We start from the raw sequence: 17,944 nt of genomic DNA on the forward strand, positions 1-17,944 counted from the left end.
GTCTCTCCCCGTCTTTCGTTGGGGTCAGTCTCGCCTGCGATTTTCCGAATGCCTAGTGCGCGTACTTGCTGCGCGGCTTCTTGCGCGCGTGCTTCTTGAGCGGAACGTCTTCGGGGGCGCCGTGGCGGTCCTCGATGTCCTTCTGCAGCGCCGTGGCCGCCATCAGGTGGCCTTGCCAGAGGAAGTCGACCGCCGAGCCCAGCACAGGCACCGCGCTCGCCCCGCTATCGACCAGCAGGTAGGTCAGCATGCGCAGGAAGGTGGCGATGCCGACCCCGGCCCGGAGGGCCTCGAACAGCAGGAACGCCGCGCCGCCCACGCTGTAGACCGTCCCGGCCACCGGCACCCAGGTCAACAGCCCGTCCAGCCCGACGCCGAACGGCCCGATGCCGATAACCCGGTCGGAGATGGTCTTGATCGCCTCGGCGGACTTCCAGGCGGAGTGTGCGCGTTCACGGGTCATGGTGAACGCAGCGTATAACGACGTTGTCGGTTCCGGTAGGGGTCAGACCTGCGGCGGAATGGTCGGCAGGTCGATGGGCTTCGGTCGCTTGCCGTCGCCGCCCAGGAAGATGATCCGCCGGTCTTCCTTGCCCGCTCGGACTCGCCCCATCAGGTCGCGGTACTCGACGGTGTGCAGCGCCTCTTCCCGCGTGCCTTCGAAATAGATGGTCTCTTCCATGTGCTTGAGCAGCATGTCGGCCGCCCATTTGTGGCCGGTGAACAGGGCGTCGGCCACCGCCCCGGCCTTGCCGAACAACGGCGCCACGGTATCGACGACCAGGATGGCGCTCATCTGGATCAGGATCATCGGCGCGGCCCGCGCCCGGATGCCCTGCAGCACCAGCAGCGCCCCGGCCAGGCCGCTGTAGGCGACGCCCGGATTGACCTTGCCGATGTTGGGCAGGAAGTTCAGCGCCGTATCCATGCCGACGCCGAACGGCCCGACCCCGACGATGTTGTCGGACAGCTTTTTGATCTGCTCGACATTCTTGCGGATGTTGTGCAGCTCGATGTGGGTACGGGCCAGGATCATCGTCAACTCCAGGTCACGGCGGAGCCGCGACGCCCCTCATGTCAGGGCACTGTGCCTGATAGTTGACGGAATATGAATGCCGCGCCGAGCGGATTCATCGCTGGGCCTGCCGGCGCCCGTTCGCGCTTCCCGCGACAGGCGAATTTGACCGCATCGGCGGCTTCCGTCCGGCCCTCGCCTCGCCTAAAGCCTGCCCATGCGGCCGCTCCCAGACCTCGACGCCCTCGCCAGCCGACTCATTGCGGGGGACCGCGCCGCCCTCGCCCAGGCCATCACCCTGGTCGAGAGCCGCCGCACCGACCACCAGGCCGCCGCCCGCCAGCTGCTGGCCCGGCTCATGCCCCACACCGGCAAGGCCCAGCGGCTCGGCATCACCGGCGTCCCCGGGGCCGGCAAGTCGACCACCATCGAGGCCCTCGGCTGCAATCTCACGGAGGCTGGCCACCGCGTCGCCGTCCTCGCCGTCGATCCCAGCTCCACCCGCACCGGCGGCTCCATCCTCGGCGACAAGACCCGCATGGAGCGGCTGGCCATGGACCCGCGCGCCTTCATCCGCCCCAGCCCCAGCGGCGGCGAGCTCGGCGGCGTCGCCCGCAAGACGCGGGAAGCCATCCTGCTGTGCGAGGCGGCCGGCTTCGATGTCGTCATCGTCGAGACCGTCGGCGTCGGCCAGTCGGAGACCGTCGTCGCCGACATGGTCGACCTGTTCATGGCCGTGCTCATCCCCGGCGGCGGCGACGAACTGCAAGGCATCAAGAAGGGCCTGATCGAGATCGCCGACCTGATCCTGATCAACAAGGCCGACACCGACCCGCCCCGCGCCGAGCGCTCGGCGCGCGAATACCGCAACGCCCTGCACATCCTCACCCCCGCTCACCCCGACTGGACCCCGCCGGTGCTCACCGCCTCGGGCCTCAACAACGCCGGCCTCGACGTTCTCTGGGCCCAGATCCAGCGTCACCGCGAGGTGATGACCGCCAACGGCATGCGCGCCGCCCGCCGGGCCGGCCAGAACGGCCGCTGGATGTGGGCCATGGTCAACGACCGTCTCGGCCGCGCCTTCCGCGAGCATCCGCGGGTCGCCGCCCTGGCGCCGGCCCTGGAGGCCCAGGTCCTGGCCGGCGAGGTCCCCGCCTCCCTGGCCGCCGACCAGCTGCTGGCCGCCTTCGGGCTCTGACCGCCCCCCTTTTCCGGTCTATCGGGCGACGGGGCGCGTGCGCATCCTGAGCCCATGCTCAGCCTCGCCCTTGCCCTCCTGATGGTCATTGCCCAACCCGACGATGCGCCGGTAGCGACCCAGCAGGTCGTCCCGCCCCCCTCCGCCGCCGCCCTGGAAGAGGCCCGGCGCAAGGCTGCGGAACAGGAGGCGAAGGAAGACGCCGAATGGCAGGCCGCGATGGAGCGCTGGCGCGCCAGCCAGGCGCCGCCCCCGCCACCGACCGAAGAGGAAAAGCGCGCCGCCGCCAACCGCGCCGCCCTTGAGCGGGCCGAACAGGCCGGCCGCGACGCCAACGCCCCACCCGGCGCCTGGCCCGACGAGGGCAAGATGCGCTGCAAGACCACCGACAACGGCTTCGTCTGCGGCAACTCCGAGGAGGCGGTGGGGCCGGACTCGCCGTCCCAACGGGCCCTGCAGGAGCTCATGAAGCCGAACTGAGTCTCCTCTCCCCCCAACCCTGTCATCCTTCGGTTGCGCGCAGCGCAATCCGGAGGACCCACCGTGAGGGCGGAACCCGCTGGACCCGGCAAGCCGTCATCGACGGCCGCACGTCAATGGCAGCCGCCAGCCGTCAAGCGGACGGGTGGGTCCTCGGATCGCTACGCGACCGAAGGATGACAACGGTGGGCGGGCTAAACGACCGGAGATGATAAAGCCGAACTGATCGGCCGCCGTCCGTAAACCCTAAACCCCCGCCAACCGCTTCGCCTGCGCCACCCAGGCCTCGCGGCCGATGCGGCCCATCAGCTTCAGCTCCTTGTCGAGGGCGGCGATCTCGTCCTCGCTCCAGGCGGCGATCTGGGCAAACCGCGTCACGCCCTTGTCGGCCAGCATGGCCGCCACCTTCGGCCCGATGCCGGTCATCACCGTCAGGTCGTCCGCCTCCAGCGCCGCCGGCTCCACAAACACCGGCGCCTCGATCACCGGATCGAAGACCACCTCGGGTTCCGGCATCGCCTCGATCAGCGCCTCCACAACCTCCACAACCGGCTCGACCGCCGCCTCGACCAGCTCCGGCGCCGCCTCGGCCGCCTTCTCGATGGCCGCCTCGACCTCCGGCTCCGGCTTGGGCAGCAGCTTGGCCGTCGGCGCGAGGGCGTCCACGGTCGCCGGCTGCATCCATTTGGTGGCCCAGAAGAAGGCCGCCCCGACCATGGCGGCGCTGCCGATCATCAGCCACAGGGGCGAGGTGAACCCCACCGGCAGGCGCAGGGCCTTGGCGGTGGCGTCATCGAGTTCAGGAAGTTTGGCGTCAACGGTCATGACATCGCTCCGCGCGAGGCGGCCGGGGAGCAGCCGCCGATTGTGCGACGCAACATATCACCGACTTCTATCTCGCAAGTGCGAAATTTCGTGATCAGCCGTCCAGCCGCCAGGCCTCGCCGCGCCCCTCGCCCTCACCCAACCCGGCGACCCAGGCGCAGACCTCGCCCAGCGGACCCTCCAGCCCGGCCGGCGCCCCGGCGATGACCAGGGCGCAACCGTTCATCTTCATCGGATTGTCCAGCTTGCGCAGCCGGCATTCGCCGATCAGGGCGTCCGGCGCCGCTCCCTCGATCGACCGCAGGAAGGCGTCGAAGGTCTCCAGGTCCTTCAGCGGCAACCACACCGCCACCACGGCCCGGGGGTTCCTGGCCCGCACCGCCGCCATCGCCGCCGCGATCCGCTGATAGTCGTCCGGCCGCTCGAACGGCGGATCGATCAACACCAGGGCCCGACCCTTGGGCGGCACGGTCGCCGGCGCCGTCTCATAGCCATCGGCCTGCACGGCCCGCGCACCCGGATACGGCGCCAGGGTCTGGGCCAGCAGGGCGTGATCGTCGTCCCGCACCTCGCAGGCCGTGTAGCGGTCGCCGGGCCGCAGCGCCGCCGCGATCAGCCGCGGCGAGCCCGGATAGAACCGCACCCCGCCGCCCGGGTTCATCCCCGCCACCGCCGCCTTCAGGCCGTCGAACGCCGCCGGCGCCGGCGCTTCCATCAGCCGGAAGATCCCTTGCGCCGCCTCGCCCGTCCGCCGCGACAGCTCCCCCTCCAGGTCATAGCCCCCCGCCCCCGCATGGGTGTCGACGATGACCAGCGGCGAGCCCTCGGCCATCAGCGCCTCCAGCAACAGGGTCAGCCCGGCGTGCTTGACCAGATCGGCGAAGTTCCCGGCGTGAAAGGCGTGGCGATAGTTCAAGTCGGACTCCGGGGCCGGAACAACCGCCCGCCAACGGTGTTGGGACTGAGAGGAAGGCGTTCAATGTCCGGTCTTTTCAGAAACCCCGCCAAGGTCAAACACAATCAGGCGCCCGCCTGATGGCCCGCGACGGTGAAATCCCGCCAAACACGCCTCAGGACCTGCCCGAAGGCCTCGTCTACTGCAGCGACGACGGCCCCGGCTTCACCCGCCGCAAGCTGGCCGGCGGCTGGGCCTACTACGACCAGATCGGCCGCCGCATCGAGGCGCCCGCCACCCTCGACCGCATCGAGGCCCTCGTCATCCCGCCGGCCTGGACCGACGTCTGGATCGCCCCCCGCCCCGGCTGCCATATCCAGGCCACCGGCCGGGACGACCGGGGTCGCAAGCAGTATCGCTACCACGCCGACTGGAGCCGCCACCGCGACGACGCCAAGTTCAGCCGCGTCGCCGCCTTCGGCCGCGCCCTGCCCCGCCTGCGCAAGCGGGTCGAGGCCGACCTGCGCCGCAAGGGCCTGCCCAAGGACAAGGTGGTCGCCGCCGTCATCAGCCTGCTGGAACAGACCCTGATCCGGGTCGGCAACGACGAGTACGCCCGGACCAACAAGAGCTTCGGCCTGACCACCCTGCGCGACCGCCACGCCAGGCTGAGCACCGTCGGCGGAACCTTCGAATTCACCGGCAAGAGCGGCAAGACCCACAGCACCCGCTTCGAGGACCGCCGCCTGGCCCGCATCGTCAAGGCCTGCCAGGACCTGCGCGGCCAGCGCCTGTTCCAGTACCGGGCCGAGGACGGCTCGATCTGCCCCATCACCTCCGGCGACGTGAACGACTACCTGCGCGCGGCGACCGGCGAGGATTTCACCGCCAAGACCTTCCGCACCTGGGCCGGCACGCTGGAAGCGGCGCGCATCCTCTGCGTCCAGGCCGACACCACCGCCACCAAGGCCACCCTCACCGCCTGCGTGAAGGACGTCGCCAGACGGCTGGGCAACACCCCGGCGGTGTGCCGCAAGGCCTACATCCATCCCCTGGTGCTCGACCGCTTCACCGACAAGAGCCTCACCCTGAAGCCCGGCAAATCGGACCGGGCCTTCGAAACGGCGGTGATCCGGATGCTGGAAAAGACCTAGCGTCTGTTGGGGGACAGGTTCGGCGCAAAGCGCCGTACCTGTCCCCGGCTTGCGCCGCCGGTGTGGCTTGGCTCGCTCCAGAGGATTGCACGCGGGCGGCTGGAACGGCGTTGACCCAACCCCCGGCGCCGACCGGGGACAGGTAGCGCGCTCGCGCGCGCAACCCGTCCCCCAAACCTGACGCAAAGTCACCCTTCCCAATCCGGAATCTCCGCGTAAAGGTGATCATCAATCACCAAAAACATATCGGGAGATACAGATCATGGCCGGTCCGAAACTGCGCTTCGGCGCCTTCATCGCCCCCTTCCACCCGCTGCGCGAGAACCCCACCCTCGCCCTCGAGCGGGATATCGAGCTGGTCCAGCACATGGACCGCCTCGGCTATGAGGAAGCCTGGATCGGCGAGCACCACTCGGCCGGCTACGAACTGATCGCCAGCCCCGAGCTGTTCATCGCCACCGTCGCCGAGCGCACAAAGCACATCCGCCTCGGCACCGGCGTCTCCTCCCTGCCCTACCACCACCCCCTGATGCTGGCCGACCGCATCAACCAGCTCGACCACATCACCCGCGGCCGGGTGATGCTGGGCTGCGGCCCGGGCGCCCTGCCCTCCGACGCCTTCATGATGGGCATCCCGGTCAGCGCCCAGCGCGACCGCATGGACGAGGCCCTCGACGTGCTCGTGCCGCTGCTGCGCGGCGAGCAGGTCACCAAGATCACCGACTGGTTCACCCTGCAGGAAGCCCGCCTGCAGATGACCCCCTACTCGCGGCCCAGCGTCGAGATCTGCGCCGCCAGCCAGGTCTCGCCCACCGGCGCCAAGGCCTGTGGCCGTCACGGCATCGGCATGCTCAGCATCGGCGCCACCCAGTCGGGCGGCTTCAACGCCCTGGCCTCCAACTGGGCCATCGCCGAGGAAGCGGCGAAGGACGCCGGCACGACCGTCGATCGCAACGGCTGGCGCCTGGTCGGCCCGATGCACATCGCCGCCACCCGCGAGGAGGCCCGCGCCCAGGTCCGCTTCGGCCTCGACGACTGGCTCTACTACTTCCGCGAGGTCGCCGCCCTGCCGCTGGCCCCGCAGGACGGGTCGGATCCGGTCGACGCCCTGATCGCCTCCGGCATGGCGGTCATCGGCACGCCGGAAGACGCCATCGCCCAGATCGAGCGCCTGCAGAAGCAGTCGGGCGGCTTCGGCGCCTTCCTGTTCATGGATCACAACTGGGCCGAATGGGACAACAAGAAGAAGTCCTACGAACTCTTCGCCCGCTACGTCGCCCCGAAGTTCCAGGGCCTCAACGAAAACCGCGAGACCTCGCTGAACTGGGCCGCCGAGAACCGCCCGCGCTTCATCGGCGAGGCCATGGCCGCCGTCGGCGCCCGCGTGGCCCAGCATATCCAGGAAAAGGGCACGGACAACATCCGCCCCGAGATCCTCGAAGCCATGGGCATGGCCAAGAAGCCGGAATAGGGGGGCGTGGGGACGGGTTGCGCGCGCAAGCGCGCTACCTGTCCCCGGTCAGCGCCGGCCACAGTTCAAGCGCACGCCAGCCGGTTCGAGCTGCGGCTGGACCGCGCCAGCTCCAAACGCCTCCGCAAGCCGGGGACAGGTACAGCGCTGCGCGCCGAACCCGTCCCCCCTCGACTCCGCCCCCATCGCCGCACAATCTCCCCTCCGTGCCCCTCTTCCTCTTCCCCTCCGCCGCCGAACGCGACCCCGAGGTCGAGGCCTGGCTCGCCGCGCCCGACCCCATCCGCCAGCTCGCCCGCCCCTGGTTCGAAGCCCTGCGCGCCGCCGGCCCGGACGTCCGCGAGCTGATGCACGACGGCCACCCCACCGCCTGCGCCGGCGAGGCGGCTTTCGCCTATGTGGCCGCCTTCACCGCCCACGCCGCCGTCGGCTTCTACTTCGGCGCCGAGCTGCCCGACCCGCACCGCCTGCTCGAAGGCGCCGGCAAGCGCATGCGCCACGTCAAGATCCGCTGGGGCCAGCCCATCGACGAGCCCGCCCTCCAGGCCCTGATCACGGCCGCCTACGCCGACATCCGGGACCGCCTGTGACCCTCGACGCCTATCTCGACCGCATTGGCTACGCCGGCCCCGTCGCCCCGGACCTCGCCACCCTGCGGGCCATCCATCGCGCCCACCATTTCGCCATCCCCTACGAGAACCTCGACGTCCAGCTGGGCCGCCCGGTCGTCACCGACCCGGCCGCCGCCTTCGACAAGATCGTCAGCCGCCGGCGCGGCGGCTGGTGCTACGAGATGAACGGCCTCCTCGGCTGGGCTCTCTCCGAGATCGGCTTTTCGGTCACCCGCATGATGGCCGGCGTCCGCCGCGAGCAGGACGGCGACATCGCCGTCAGCAACCACCTGATCCTCCGCGTCGACCTGCCCGAAGGCCCCTGGCTGGCCGACGTCGGCTTCGGCGACGGGCCGCTCGATCCCTACCCCATCATCGCCGGCCCCATCGAAGGCGGCCTGTTTCCCTACAGGCTCGAGGCCATGGCCGACGGCTGGTGGCGGCTGCACAACCATCCGGCCGGCGGCGCCCCCAGCTTCGACTTCCAAAACGCCCCCGCCGACGAGGCCGCCATGGCTGCCCGCTGCCTGTGGCTGCAGTCGGACCCCGCCTCCGGCTTCGTCCAGAACGCCGTCGTCCAGCGCCATCGCCCGGACCGCCTGCTGCTGATGCGCGGCCGATCCTTGCGGACCCTCACCGCCACCGAAACCCTCGACCGCCTGATCGCCGACGCCGACGACTATGTCGCCACCCTGAAGGCCGACTTCGCCCTGGACCTCCCGGAGGCGGCCAGCCTCTGGCCGGCTATCACGGCCCGCCACGAGGCGCTGTTTGGAACATGAATATGTCTAGGCTGTAGGGACGATTTAGGATTCCCATGGATTCCGGGTTCTGATTCAAAGCTGCTTTTTGGAGGCGGCCTTGGAAGGCGAGGTTCTGCGGGACGATCAGTGGGCTCGGATCGAGCCGTTTGTGCCAGGTGGGCGCAAGGGCAAGCGGGGCCCGCGCAGCAACGGGCGTCTGTTCATCGACGCCCTGTTGTGGATGGCCCGTTCGGGGGCCCGGTGGAAGGATCTGCCCGAGCGCTTTGGGCCCGTTGAACGAGCCAAGAAGCGATACTACCGGTGGGTCGAGAAGGGCGTGCTGGACAAGATCTTTGCGGCGGTGGCGGCGGACCCTGACCTGGAATGGGTGATGCTCGACGCCACGGTCATTCGGGCCCACGCCCAAGCCGCTGGAGCGCGGCGAAAAAGGGGGGCCCGGACGCCCAGGCGCTTGGCCGTTCTCGCGGCGGATTCGGCACCAAAATCCACGCCGGCGTAGACGCCCTGGGTCTGCCGATCCGGCTGATGCTCGGCCCAGGACAGCAGAATGACGTGGCTCCGGCCAGCGATCTGATCGACGGACTGGCCGCCCAGCATCTCATCGCCGACAAGGCCTATGACTCCCACCCCCTCTACGCGAAGGTCATCGAGCAAGGTGGTGATCCGGTCGTGCCGCCGCGCCGCAATCGCCTGCGCAAGCACAGCTACGACAAGGACATCTATAAAGAGCGCAACCGCATCGAGCGCTTCTTCAGCCGCATCAAGCACTGCCGGCGCATCGCCACCCGCTACGACAAGCTCGCCCAAACCTTCATGGGCTTCGTAAAGCTCGCCTGCATCATGCTCTGGCTCAAATGATTAAATCGTCCCTACAGCCTAGACATATTGTTTTCGCCCCATTTTGAGCGCTTCGTCCAAGGCCCGGATCTGTAGGCTTGAGCGATCACAAACCGGCCCACAATCACAGACCGCCGACCTACGCAGCACCTACGTCCGAACCTACGATCCCCGCGCCTCGCCCCACGACCGGACCCACGGTTCCTCAATGAATTCAAGGGCGAGCCGACCGCATTCGCCGCTTGGCGGCCGGCGGCGTGCTATAATGGTAGGCCGCTTCGATAAGCCCGCCGGCTCATCCGGCTTGGATTCCCGGCCAATCCTGCCCAAGACAGCCGCACGATGCTCGCCTACCTCCGCAGATTCCTCCCGCAGGCGCCGGCCCAGCCGCTCAAAGAGCGCCTGAAGGCCTTCGTCGGTGCGCTTATCGGCATCGCCGTCACCGGCCTGGTCACGCACCTCGTCATCCGGGACGCCGGCGCCCTGCCGCTGCTGATCGCGCCGATGGGGGCCAGCGCCGTGCTGCTGTTCGCCGTGCCCGCCAGCCCGCTGGCCCAGCCCTGGTCGATCATCGGCGGCAACATCCTTTCCGGCCTGGCCGGCGTCACCTGCGTCAAGCTGATCGCCGACCCCACCCTGGCCGCCGCCGCCGCCGTGGCCAGCGCCATCCTGCTGATGAGCCTCTGTCGCTGCCTGCACCCGCCCGGCGGCGCCGTCGCCCTGACCACGGTGGTCGGCGGCCCGGCCGTGCTGGCCGCCGGCTACAGCTTCGTTTTGGTCCCCGTGGCGCTCAACTCGCTCCTGCTGCTGGCCGTGGCCCTGGTCTTCAACAGCCTGTCGGGCCGCTCCTACCCGCACGTCGCCCACGCCCTGCCGCCGGCCCCGCACAACACCGCCGACCCGGTCCCCGACGCCCGCGTCGGCTTCACCCTGGCCGACATCGACGCGGCCCTGCGCCACTACGGCGAGCTGCTCGACGTCTCCCGCGAAGACCTCGACGCCCTGTTCCGCCAGGTCGAGGTCCAGGCCCATCGCCGCCTGCACGGGGCCATATCCTGCGCCGACATCATGTCCCGCCATGTCGTCAGCATCGGCCCGGACGCGAGCCAGGCCGAGGCCCGCGCCCTGCTGGCCGGCCACGACTTCCGCTCCGCCCCGGTGCTCGACAGCGACGGCCGCCTGCTCGGCCTGATCACCCGCGCCATCCTGCTGGCCGGCGGCGAGGGCCCGGTCCTCGAGGTCATGGAGCAAAACCCGCCCACGGCTGGTGCGGCCACCGCCATCGACGAACTGCTGCCCGTCCTCTCGCACGGCGAATGGCGCGAGGTCATGATCCTCGACGAGGACCGCAGGGTCGTCGGCATGGTCACCCAGACCGACCTGCTCGCCGCCCTGTACCGGGCAAGGGTGGCCGAAGCCGTCGCCGCCAGCGCCTGATCAGGCCAGCGACGGATTCACCAGGATCTTCACATGCGCCTCGGGATCCTTGAGGTCGGTGAAGGCCTTCGCCACCCCCGACAGCCCGACAGTGCCGGTGATCAGCGGCGCCACGTCCAGCCGCCCCTCGGCGATGTCATGCAGGGTGGCGGCGAATTCCTCGGGCGTGTAGCCGAGCACGAACTTCAGATCGAGCTGCTTGTTGATGCACAGCGACGGCTCGATCCTGTCGGCCTCCATGCAGACCCCGGCCACCAGGATCTGCGACCCGGGCGGACAGCCCTCGATGACGCTCTGCAGCACGCCGGGCGAGCCGACGCATTCGAACACCACCGAACGGCCCTTGAGCTGCCCTGACATCCGCGCCATCGCGTGCTCCATCAGGGTCGATGGCACCCCGAAGTCGGCCCACTTCAGGTGCGGCGATCCCTCGGCCGGATCGACCACCACATCGGCGCCCAGCTTTTCGGCCAGCTTCCGCCGGGCCGGCGAGAAGTCGGCGGCGATGATCGGCCCGTGCCCGCGCAGCTTCAGCGCCGCGATCACCGCCAGCCCGACCGGCCCGCAACCCAGAACGAGGCTGGCGCTGCCCGGCTGCAGGTCAGCCTGTTCCACCGCGTGCGCCCCGACCGCCATCGGCTCGGTCAGCGCCGCCAGATCCGTCGCCAGCCCATTCGGCACCTCCAGCAGCATGGCCTCGGTCAGGGCCATGTACTCGGCGAACCCGCCCGGGAAGTTGTTGGAATAGCCCACGGCTTCAAAGCCTTGCGGCCCGAAGGTCATCGGGATGGAGACCACCCGCGTGCCCGGCTTGAACCGCCCGCCGCCCTGGCCGTGCTCGATGACCTCGGCGCAGAATTCATGGCCGAACACCATGTCGGCCTTCGGGTCCATGCTGTCGCGCCCGCCCGCCTTGCGGGTCAGCTCGACCATGTGGTCGAGGTAGTGCAGCGCATGCAGGTCCGACCCGCAGATGCCGCACAGCAGCGTCTTGACCAGAGTCTGGCCGGGCCCCGGCGTCGGCTGGGTGATCTCGTCACAGACAAGCTGTCCCGAACGGCGAACCACGGCGCGCATAGCAATCTCCCTTGGCCGTCTGACGCGGCTCGGCAGGGACGATACCGAATGCGGCGATCAGGAAAAGACTGTCGTGGCGGAAGCCCGCGCGGATTCTTGGCCCCGCCCGATCAGCCGCCCCAGCCGCCGCACGCCTTCCTCAAGGTCGGCGTCATTGGGCAGGGAGTAGCTGAGCCGGATGCAGTTGTCCGACGCCACCTCGGCGAAGAAGGGCGCGCCGGGCACGAAGGCGACCCGCTCCTCGGTCAGCGCCCGTTCGAGCAGCACCTTGCCGTCCATCCCTTCGGGCAGGGTCAGCCAGACGAACATCCCCCCCTCCGGCGGTGTCCAGGTGACGCCGGCCGGCATGTGGCGGTCCAGCGCCGCCAGCAGGGTCTCCCGCTTGGCGGCATAGGCGGCGCGCAGCCGGCCCAGGTGCTGGTCATAGCCTTCGGACACCACCCGCTCGGCGACCATCTGGTTGATCGTCGAGACATGCAGGTCCGCCCCCTGTTTCAGCAGCACCAGCTTTTCGATGACCACCGCCGGCCCGGTGATCCAGCCGATCCGCAAGGCCGGCGACAGGGTCTTGGAGAAGGTGCCGCAATACAGCGTCCGCGCCGCCTCGATGGACCCGGCCCGCGCGATGTCGAGCGCCAGCAGGGTCGGCAGCGGCTCGCCGGCGAAGCGCAGCTCGCGGTAGGCGGCGTCCTCGATCAGGGTCATGTCCAGCCGGCCCGCCAGGTCGAGCAGGGCCTGGCGCTCCTCCAGGGTCAGGCTGGCGCCGGTCGGATTGGCGAAGTCGGGCACGAAATAGCCGACCGCCGGCCGCCGCGCCGCCAGCACCGCGTCGGCCTCGCCGGTCAGCGCCCCTTCGGGCAGGTCCATGTATTCCGGCTGGTAGCCGTTGAACGCCTGCAGCGCCCCGAGATAGGTCGGCCGCGCCGTCATCACGGTATCGCCGACGCTCAAGAGGAGCTTGCCCAGCAGGTCCAGTCCCTGCTGCGAACCGGCTGTCATCATGATGTTCCGCGGCTCGCACGGCATGCCGTCCCGGGTCATCCGCTCGGCGATCCACTGGCGCAGCGGCAGATAGCCCTCGCTGACCGAATACTGCAGCGCCTGCCGCGCCTGCGCCGGGTCGGACAGCACCTCGCCGAAGCAGGCCTCGATCCGCTCGATCGGGAACAGGTCCGGGTCGGGAATGCCGCCGGCGAACGACAGGATGTCGGGCTGGTCCAGCAGTTTGAGCAACTCGCGGATCTCGCTGGCGCGGACACGGGCCATGCGGTCGCTGAAACGGGCGGCCCAATCGGGGGCGTTGGCGGGAGCGGTCGAGGTCATGAGAGGAAGTCCGGATGAAGTCTGGCGGCCTGGCCGCCCATCTGCCGCACGCGCGGCGTCGAGCCTGATCAGTTCAGGAGCTTCATACGTAACGGTGTGCGCCGGTCTTCATAACGCCACGACTAGCGCGATCGCCCCACCTTGGAAAGCCCTCAGAATGCCCGCCGCTTGGCATCCTTGAGGATTTCCCGCGCCGCATTGTGCCCCGGCGCGCCGGTCACGCCGCCGCCCGGGTGGGTGCCCGCGCCGCACATGTAGAGCCCCTTGAGCGGCCCCCGGTGCGCCCCGTGCCCCAGCACCGGCCGCGCCGAGAACAGCTGGTCCAGCCCCAGGGTGCCATGGAAGATATCGCCACCGACCAGACCGAAGTCGCGCTCCAGGTCGAGCGGGCTCTTGATCTGGCGGCCCAGCACCGAGGCCTTGAACCCCGGCGCCCATTTGTCGACCGTGGCGATCATGACGTCGGCCACCTCCTCGCGGTGGTCATCCCACGACCGGCCGCCCGACAGCGTCGGCTCGACATGCTGGCAGAACAGGCTGGCCACATGCTGACCCGCCGGCGCCAGACTGTCGTCCAGCGTCGAGGGGATCAGCACCTCGACGATCGGCTCCTTCGACCACCCGGTCTGCCGGGCGTCGAAATAGGCCTTCTCCATATAGGCCAGGCTCGGCGCCATGATGATGCCGGCGGTCATGTGGTCGCCGTTGTCCGGCCGGCAGGTGAACTTAGGCAGCTGGCTCAGCGCCACGTTCATCCGGAACGTCCCGGAGCCCGACCGATAGCGCTCGATCCGCTCGTTGAAATCGCCCGGCAGCAGGGCCGGGTCGAGCAGCCGCTGATACAGCAGCTTGGGGTGGATGTTCGACACCACCGCCCGCGCCCGCAGGGTCTCGCCGCTGTCGGTGACCACGCCCACGGCCCGGCCGTTCTGGGTCAGCACCTCGGCCACCCCGACGCCGGTGCGGATCTCGACGCCCTTCTCGCGCGCCGCCGAGGCGATCGCCTGGCTGATCGCCCCCATGCCGCCGATGGCATGGCCCCAGGCGCCCTTCTTGCCGTTCACCTCGCCGAACACGTGGTGCAGCAGCACGTAGGCCGAGCCCGGCGTGTAGGGGCTGGCGAAGTTGCCGACGATGCCGTCGAAGCCCAGCACCGCCTTGATCGGATCACTCTCGAACCAGCCGTCCAGCCAGTCCCCCGCCGACTGCGAGAACAGCGCCAGCAGGTCCCGACGCGCCGTCGTATCCAGGCTCGAAACCATCTTCCCGAGCGACGCGCTTTTCAGAAGCTCCGGCAGCGCCTGCAGCCAGCCGCCCTCGACCATGTCGGGCGGCGTCTGCAGGACGATGTCGCGCAGCACATCGGCGATACGGTCCAGCCGGTCGTTGTAGGCGTCGAGGTTCGCCGCGTCCTTGGCCGAGAACCGCGCCACCTCGGCATGGGTCCGCCCCTCGCCGGTGACCAGGCTGTCGGTATCGCTGACCGGCAGGAAGTTGGCCGCCTTGCGCTCGACCACCTTCAGCCCGTGGCGCGGCAGGTCCAGATCGCGGATGACCTTGGGATTGAGCAGGCTGACCGTGTAGGCCGCCACGCTGTTGCGGAAGCCCGGATGGAACTCCTCGGTCACCGCCGCCCCGCCGACCACAGCCCGCTTCTCCAGCACGGTGACCTTCAGCCCCGCGCTGGCCAGATAGAAGGCGCAGGTCAGCCCGTTGTGACCGCCGCCGATGATGATGATGTCGCTCATGAGCCCCCGTACAGCCCCGCATGGGTTTCGCGCAACAGGGCCTTCTGCACCTTCCCCATGGCGTTGCGCGGCAGGTCATCGACGAACAGCACCCGCTTGGGCTGCTTGAACCGCGCCAGCCGTTCCGCCAGCGCCGCCAGCACCGCCTCTTCGGTAAGCCCGGCCTTGCCGCCGGTGGCGATCACCGCCGTCACCGCCTCGCCGAAGTCGGCGTGCGCCAGCCCGATCACCGCGCTCTCGACGACGCCGGGCAAGGCGTCGATCTCCGCCTCGACCTCCTTGGGATAGACATTCAGCCCACCCGTGATGATCAGATCCTTGCCGCGCCCGACGATGTGGACGTACCCCGCCTCATCGATCTTCCCGAGATCGCCGGTGATGAACCAGCCGCCCGGCTTGAACTCCGCCGCCGTCTTCTCCGGCATTCGCCAGTAGCCGGCGAACACATTCGGCCCCCGCACCTCGATCATGCCGATCTCGCCGATCGCCACCGCCGCGCCCGTCTCCGGATCGCTGATCCGCAGCGACACATCCGGCAACGGCGGCCCCACGGTCCCGGCCACCCGCGCGCCGTCATACGGATTGGAGGTGTTCATCCCCGTCTCGGTCATGCCGTAGCGCTCGAGGATCACCTGCCCCGTCCGCGCCTCGAACTCCCGATGCGTCTCGGCCAGCAAGGGCGCCGAACCCGAGATGAACAGCCGCATGCCCGCCGTCGCCTGAGCCGTCAGCCCCGGCTGGTCCAGCAACCGGGTGTAGAAGGTCGGCACGCCCATCAGGCTGCTGGCGCGCGGCATCAGGCTGAGAACCTCGGCCGCGTCGAACCTGGCCCGGAAGACCATCGACGCCCCCGCCGCCATGATGACGTTGGTCGCCACGAACAGCCCATGCACATGATAGATCGGCAGGGCGTGGATCAGCACGTCGGCTGCCGTGAACTGCCAGAGCTTCACCAGCGTCCGCGCATTGGCTGTCAGATTGCCATGCGTCAGCATCGCCCCTTTGGACCGCCCGGTGGTCCCTGAGGTGTAGCAGATGGCCGCCAGGTCCTCGGGCCCGCGCGCCACGGTGTCGAAAGACGGGTTGCTCGCCGCCGCCAGATCAGCAAGGCTCCCCTGCCCCGTCGCATCGAGGGTCGCGGTCATGCCGAACTCGACAACTCGGGGCGCGACCGTGGGGTCGCAGACGATCAGCGCCGGCTCGGCGTCACTGACGAAGTAGAAGAGTTCCGACAGGGTGTAGGCCGTATTCAGCGGCAGGAAGACGGCCCCGGCCCGCACCGTGGCCAGATAGAGGATCAGGTTCTCGGGGCTCTTCTCGACCTGCACCGCCACCCGGTCGCCCGGTTTCACGCCACGCTGGACAAGGGCGTTCGCCCACCGCCCGGTCAACGCATCCAGATCGCCATAGGTGATGACCGAGCCATCGGGCCGTTCCAGAAAGGGCGCATCGGCCGCGCCGACGCCCGTGAGGGTATCAAAGAGCAGATTCATGGCCCTCTGATCGCACAGTCACCGCTCCTCGGCCATCACCCGCTCCAGCAGACGCCGACTGACGATCTCGATCCGCCCATAGCCCAGCTTCACGGCCCCCATCGCCTCCAGTTCGCCCAGCCAGCCGTTCACCGCCTTGCGGCTGAACCCCAGCATCTCGGCCAGATCCGACTGGTTGGCGGCCACCACCTCGCCGCCCAGCGCCAGCATCACCAGCCGCGAGGCCAGCTGCGCCCGGGGCGGCAGCGCCACCCGCTCGGCCGCCACCTGAACGTTGAACTGCAGCTGGCGGTAGATCAGCTGCGCCACGACCTGCCAGACCCCGGGCCAGGTCTCCGCCACCCGGCGCAGGGCGCTGTCGGTCAACACCAGCACCAGGCTGCGCCCGACACTGACCGCCGTCACCAGCCGCGGCCCTCCGCCGAAGGCCGGGCTCTGGCCGATGGCCGCCCCGGGCCCCATCATCCCGATCAGCGCCTCTCGGTCGCCCGGCGCCTGGGCGAACAGCCGCAATCGCCCCTCCAGCACCATCAGCAGGCCCGCCGCCTCGTCTCCCTCGCCATGCGCCCACTCGCCCTGCGCCAGCCAGCGCGTCCGCGCCGCCGCCAGCAGGGCCTGGCGCAGCCCCTGCGGATGCTCCGCCAGCCAGCCGGAACGGTCGAACATCTCGCGATAGGGGCCGATCTGCGGGTCCATGCTTAATGTTACCCCGGTGACAATCCCTTGTCGCCGCCCGTGGCTTCATCCGATCAACAAAGGAGGACGCCATGATCCAGGAAACCCTGACCGTTGAGAAACTGCCCGGCTGCGGCGCCATGGTCCACGACGTCGACCTGTCGCGCATCGACGCCAGACTGGCCGACGTCCTGCGCGAGGCCCTGTTCGAGCACGGCGTCCTGTTCTTCCGGAACCAGTCCTTGTCGCGTCAGCAGCACCTCGACCTGGCCCGCGCCTTCGCCCCCATCGACATCAACCGCTTCTTCCCCGCCGATCCGGAATGGCCCGAGATCGCCAAGGTCGAGAAGACCAGGGAACAGACCAGCAACATCGGCGGCGGCTGGCACACCGATCACTCCTACGACGCCGAACCGGCCCTGGGCTCCATCCTGGTCGCCCGCGACCTGCCGCCCAGCGGCGGCGACACCCTGTTCGCCGACATGTACGCCGCCTGGGCCAGCCTGCCGGCCGAGCTGCAGGACCGCGTCCGCCACATGCAGGCCATCCATTCGACCGCCCACGTCTTCGGCGAGGGCGGCGCCTATGCCCAATCCGACCAGGACGCGCTGTCCGGCAGCCGCGACCTGCCCGAGACCATCCACCCTGTGGTCATCAAGCACCCGGGCAGCGGCAAGCCGGTGCTCTACGTGAATCCCGCCTTCACGACCGGCTTCGTGGGCCTGTCGAAGGACGAGGGCCAGGAGCTGCTCTACCAGCTGCTCCCCCACGCCATCGACAAGTCGCGCACCTACGCCTTCCAGTGGGAGCCCGGCTCGGTCGCCATCTGGGACAACCGCGCCACCTGGCACTTCGCCAGGAACGACTACCACGGCCACTACCGCCTGATGCACCGGGTGACGATGGCGGGGGTTCCGCTGGAAGCGGCGTTCTGACCAAGC

General features: G+C 69.4%; 18 protein-coding genes. 9 read left to right on the plus strand and 9 right to left on the minus strand.

Annotation, left to right across the window (positions count from 1 at the left end):
* Window positions 1–52: 52 nt before the first annotated feature.
* Together O5I81_RS12135 and O5I81_RS12140 are read right to left on the minus strand one after the other, a co-directional pair.
* Complete coding sequence (locus O5I81_RS12135) at window positions 53–463, minus strand: DUF4112 domain-containing protein (protein WP_271065142.1); 411 nt, start codon at window positions 461–463, stop codon at window positions 53–55.
* A 42-nt stretch (window positions 464–505) separates the two neighbouring features.
* Window positions 506–1,036, minus strand: coding sequence for a DUF4112 domain-containing protein (locus tag O5I81_RS12140; protein WP_271065143.1), 531 nt, complete (start codon window positions 1,034–1,036; stop codon window positions 506–508).
* Between the two features lie 196 nt (window positions 1,037–1,232).
* Between O5I81_RS12140 and meaB the strand changes: the two genes are divergently transcribed.
* Together meaB and O5I81_RS12150 are read left to right on the plus strand one after the other, a co-directional pair.
* Window positions 1,233–2,213 carry a methylmalonyl Co-A mutase-associated GTPase MeaB gene (meaB, locus tag O5I81_RS12145; protein WP_271065144.1) on the plus strand — a complete coding sequence of 327 codons (981 nt, stop codon included), beginning with the start codon at window positions 1,233–1,235 and terminating at the stop codon, window positions 2,211–2,213.
* 54 nt (window positions 2,214–2,267) lie between these two features.
* Window positions 2,268–2,693, plus strand: a complete 426-nt coding sequence (locus O5I81_RS12150) for a hypothetical protein (protein ID WP_271065145.1) — start codon at window positions 2,268–2,270, stop codon at window positions 2,691–2,693.
* Window positions 2,694–2,939: 246 nt separating this feature from the next.
* Here the strand turns inward: O5I81_RS12150 and O5I81_RS12155 are convergent, their stop codons facing one another.
* Both O5I81_RS12155 and rlmJ read right to left on the minus strand, forming a co-directional pair.
* Window positions 2,940–3,518 carry a hypothetical protein gene (locus O5I81_RS12155; protein WP_271065146.1) on the minus strand — a complete coding sequence of 193 codons (579 nt, stop codon included), beginning with the start codon at window positions 3,516–3,518 and terminating at the stop codon, window positions 2,940–2,942.
* Window positions 3,519–3,612: 94 nt separating this feature from the next.
* Complete coding sequence (rlmJ, locus tag O5I81_RS12160; protein ID WP_271065147.1) at window positions 3,613–4,434, minus strand: 23S rRNA (adenine(2030)-N(6))-methyltransferase RlmJ; 822 nt, start codon at window positions 4,432–4,434, stop codon at window positions 3,613–3,615.
* 119 nt (window positions 4,435–4,553) lie between these two features.
* On the opposite strand from rlmJ, the gene O5I81_RS12165 reads away from it, so the two are divergent.
* From O5I81_RS12165 to O5I81_RS12190, 6 genes are all read left to right on the plus strand, one after another.
* On the plus strand, window positions 4,554–5,567 hold the full coding sequence (locus O5I81_RS12165) for a DNA topoisomerase IB (RefSeq protein ID WP_271065148.1): 1,014 nt from the start codon (window positions 4,554–4,556) through the stop codon (window positions 5,565–5,567).
* Between the two features lie 262 nt (window positions 5,568–5,829).
* Window positions 5,830–7,038: an LLM class flavin-dependent oxidoreductase gene (locus tag O5I81_RS12170; protein ID WP_271065149.1), complete on the plus strand. Its 1,209-nt coding sequence runs from the start codon at window positions 5,830–5,832 to the stop codon at window positions 7,036–7,038.
* A gap of 206 nt (window positions 7,039–7,244) precedes the next feature.
* Window positions 7,245–7,628 carry a DUF1801 domain-containing protein gene (locus O5I81_RS12175; protein WP_271065150.1) on the plus strand — a complete coding sequence of 128 codons (384 nt, stop codon included), beginning with the start codon at window positions 7,245–7,247 and terminating at the stop codon, window positions 7,626–7,628.
* Window positions 7,625–8,431, plus strand: a complete 807-nt coding sequence (locus O5I81_RS12180) for an arylamine N-acetyltransferase (RefSeq protein WP_271065151.1) — start codon at window positions 7,625–7,627, stop codon at window positions 8,429–8,431. Before O5I81_RS12175 ends, O5I81_RS12180 begins: the two co-directional genes overlap by 4 nt.
* 79 nt (window positions 8,432–8,510) lie before the next feature.
* Window positions 8,511–9,271 (plus strand): IS5 family transposase gene (locus O5I81_RS12185; protein ID WP_271065152.1). Its coding sequence is split into 2 segments (ribosomal slippage): window positions 8,511–8,835 and window positions 8,835–9,271, totalling 762 coding nucleotides; the frame shifts between segments, so codons are not numbered across the junction.
* Window positions 9,272–9,592: 321 nt separating this feature from the next.
* Window positions 9,593–10,687 carry an HPP family protein gene (locus tag O5I81_RS12190; RefSeq protein WP_271065153.1) on the plus strand — a complete coding sequence of 365 codons (1,095 nt, stop codon included), beginning with the start codon at window positions 9,593–9,595 and terminating at the stop codon, window positions 10,685–10,687.
* Here O5I81_RS12190 and O5I81_RS12195 read toward each other — a convergent pair whose 3' ends face one another.
* The 5 genes from O5I81_RS12195 to O5I81_RS12215 form a co-directional block, all read right to left on the minus strand.
* Window positions 10,688–11,764 (minus strand): zinc-binding dehydrogenase, encoded by a 1,077-nt coding sequence (locus O5I81_RS12195; RefSeq protein ID WP_271065154.1) that lies wholly within the window; start codon window positions 11,762–11,764, stop codon window positions 10,688–10,690.
* A gap of 57 nt (window positions 11,765–11,821) precedes the next feature.
* Window positions 11,822–13,087, minus strand: coding sequence for a PLP-dependent aminotransferase family protein (locus tag O5I81_RS12200; RefSeq protein WP_271065155.1), 1,266 nt, complete (start codon window positions 13,085–13,087; stop codon window positions 11,822–11,824).
* Window positions 13,088–13,239: 152 nt separating this feature from the next.
* Window positions 13,240–14,835, minus strand: a complete 1,596-nt coding sequence (locus tag O5I81_RS12205; RefSeq protein ID WP_271065156.1) for an NAD(P)/FAD-dependent oxidoreductase — start codon at window positions 14,833–14,835, stop codon at window positions 13,240–13,242.
* Window positions 14,832–16,328: a malonyl-CoA synthase gene (locus O5I81_RS12210; protein ID WP_271065157.1), complete on the minus strand. Its 1,497-nt coding sequence runs from the start codon at window positions 16,326–16,328 to the stop codon at window positions 14,832–14,834. The genes O5I81_RS12205 and O5I81_RS12210 overlap by 4 nt, the downstream gene beginning before the upstream one ends.
* A gap of 18 nt (window positions 16,329–16,346) precedes the next feature.
* Window positions 16,347–17,024 carry a Crp/Fnr family transcriptional regulator gene (locus tag O5I81_RS12215; RefSeq protein WP_271065158.1) on the minus strand — a complete coding sequence of 226 codons (678 nt, stop codon included), beginning with the start codon at window positions 17,022–17,024 and terminating at the stop codon, window positions 16,347–16,349.
* A 71-nt stretch (window positions 17,025–17,095) separates the two neighbouring features.
* Here O5I81_RS12215 and O5I81_RS12220 point away from each other — a divergent pair, with 71 nt between their 5' ends.
* Window positions 17,096–17,938, plus strand: coding sequence for a TauD/TfdA family dioxygenase (locus tag O5I81_RS12220; protein WP_271065159.1), 843 nt, complete (start codon window positions 17,096–17,098; stop codon window positions 17,936–17,938).
* Window positions 17,939–17,944: the final 6 nt, after the last annotated feature.

Origin of the sequence: Caulobacter sp. NIBR1757, from assembly GCF_027912495.1 — a bacterium.
Lineage (GTDB): Bacteria > Pseudomonadota > Alphaproteobacteria > Caulobacterales > Caulobacteraceae > Caulobacter.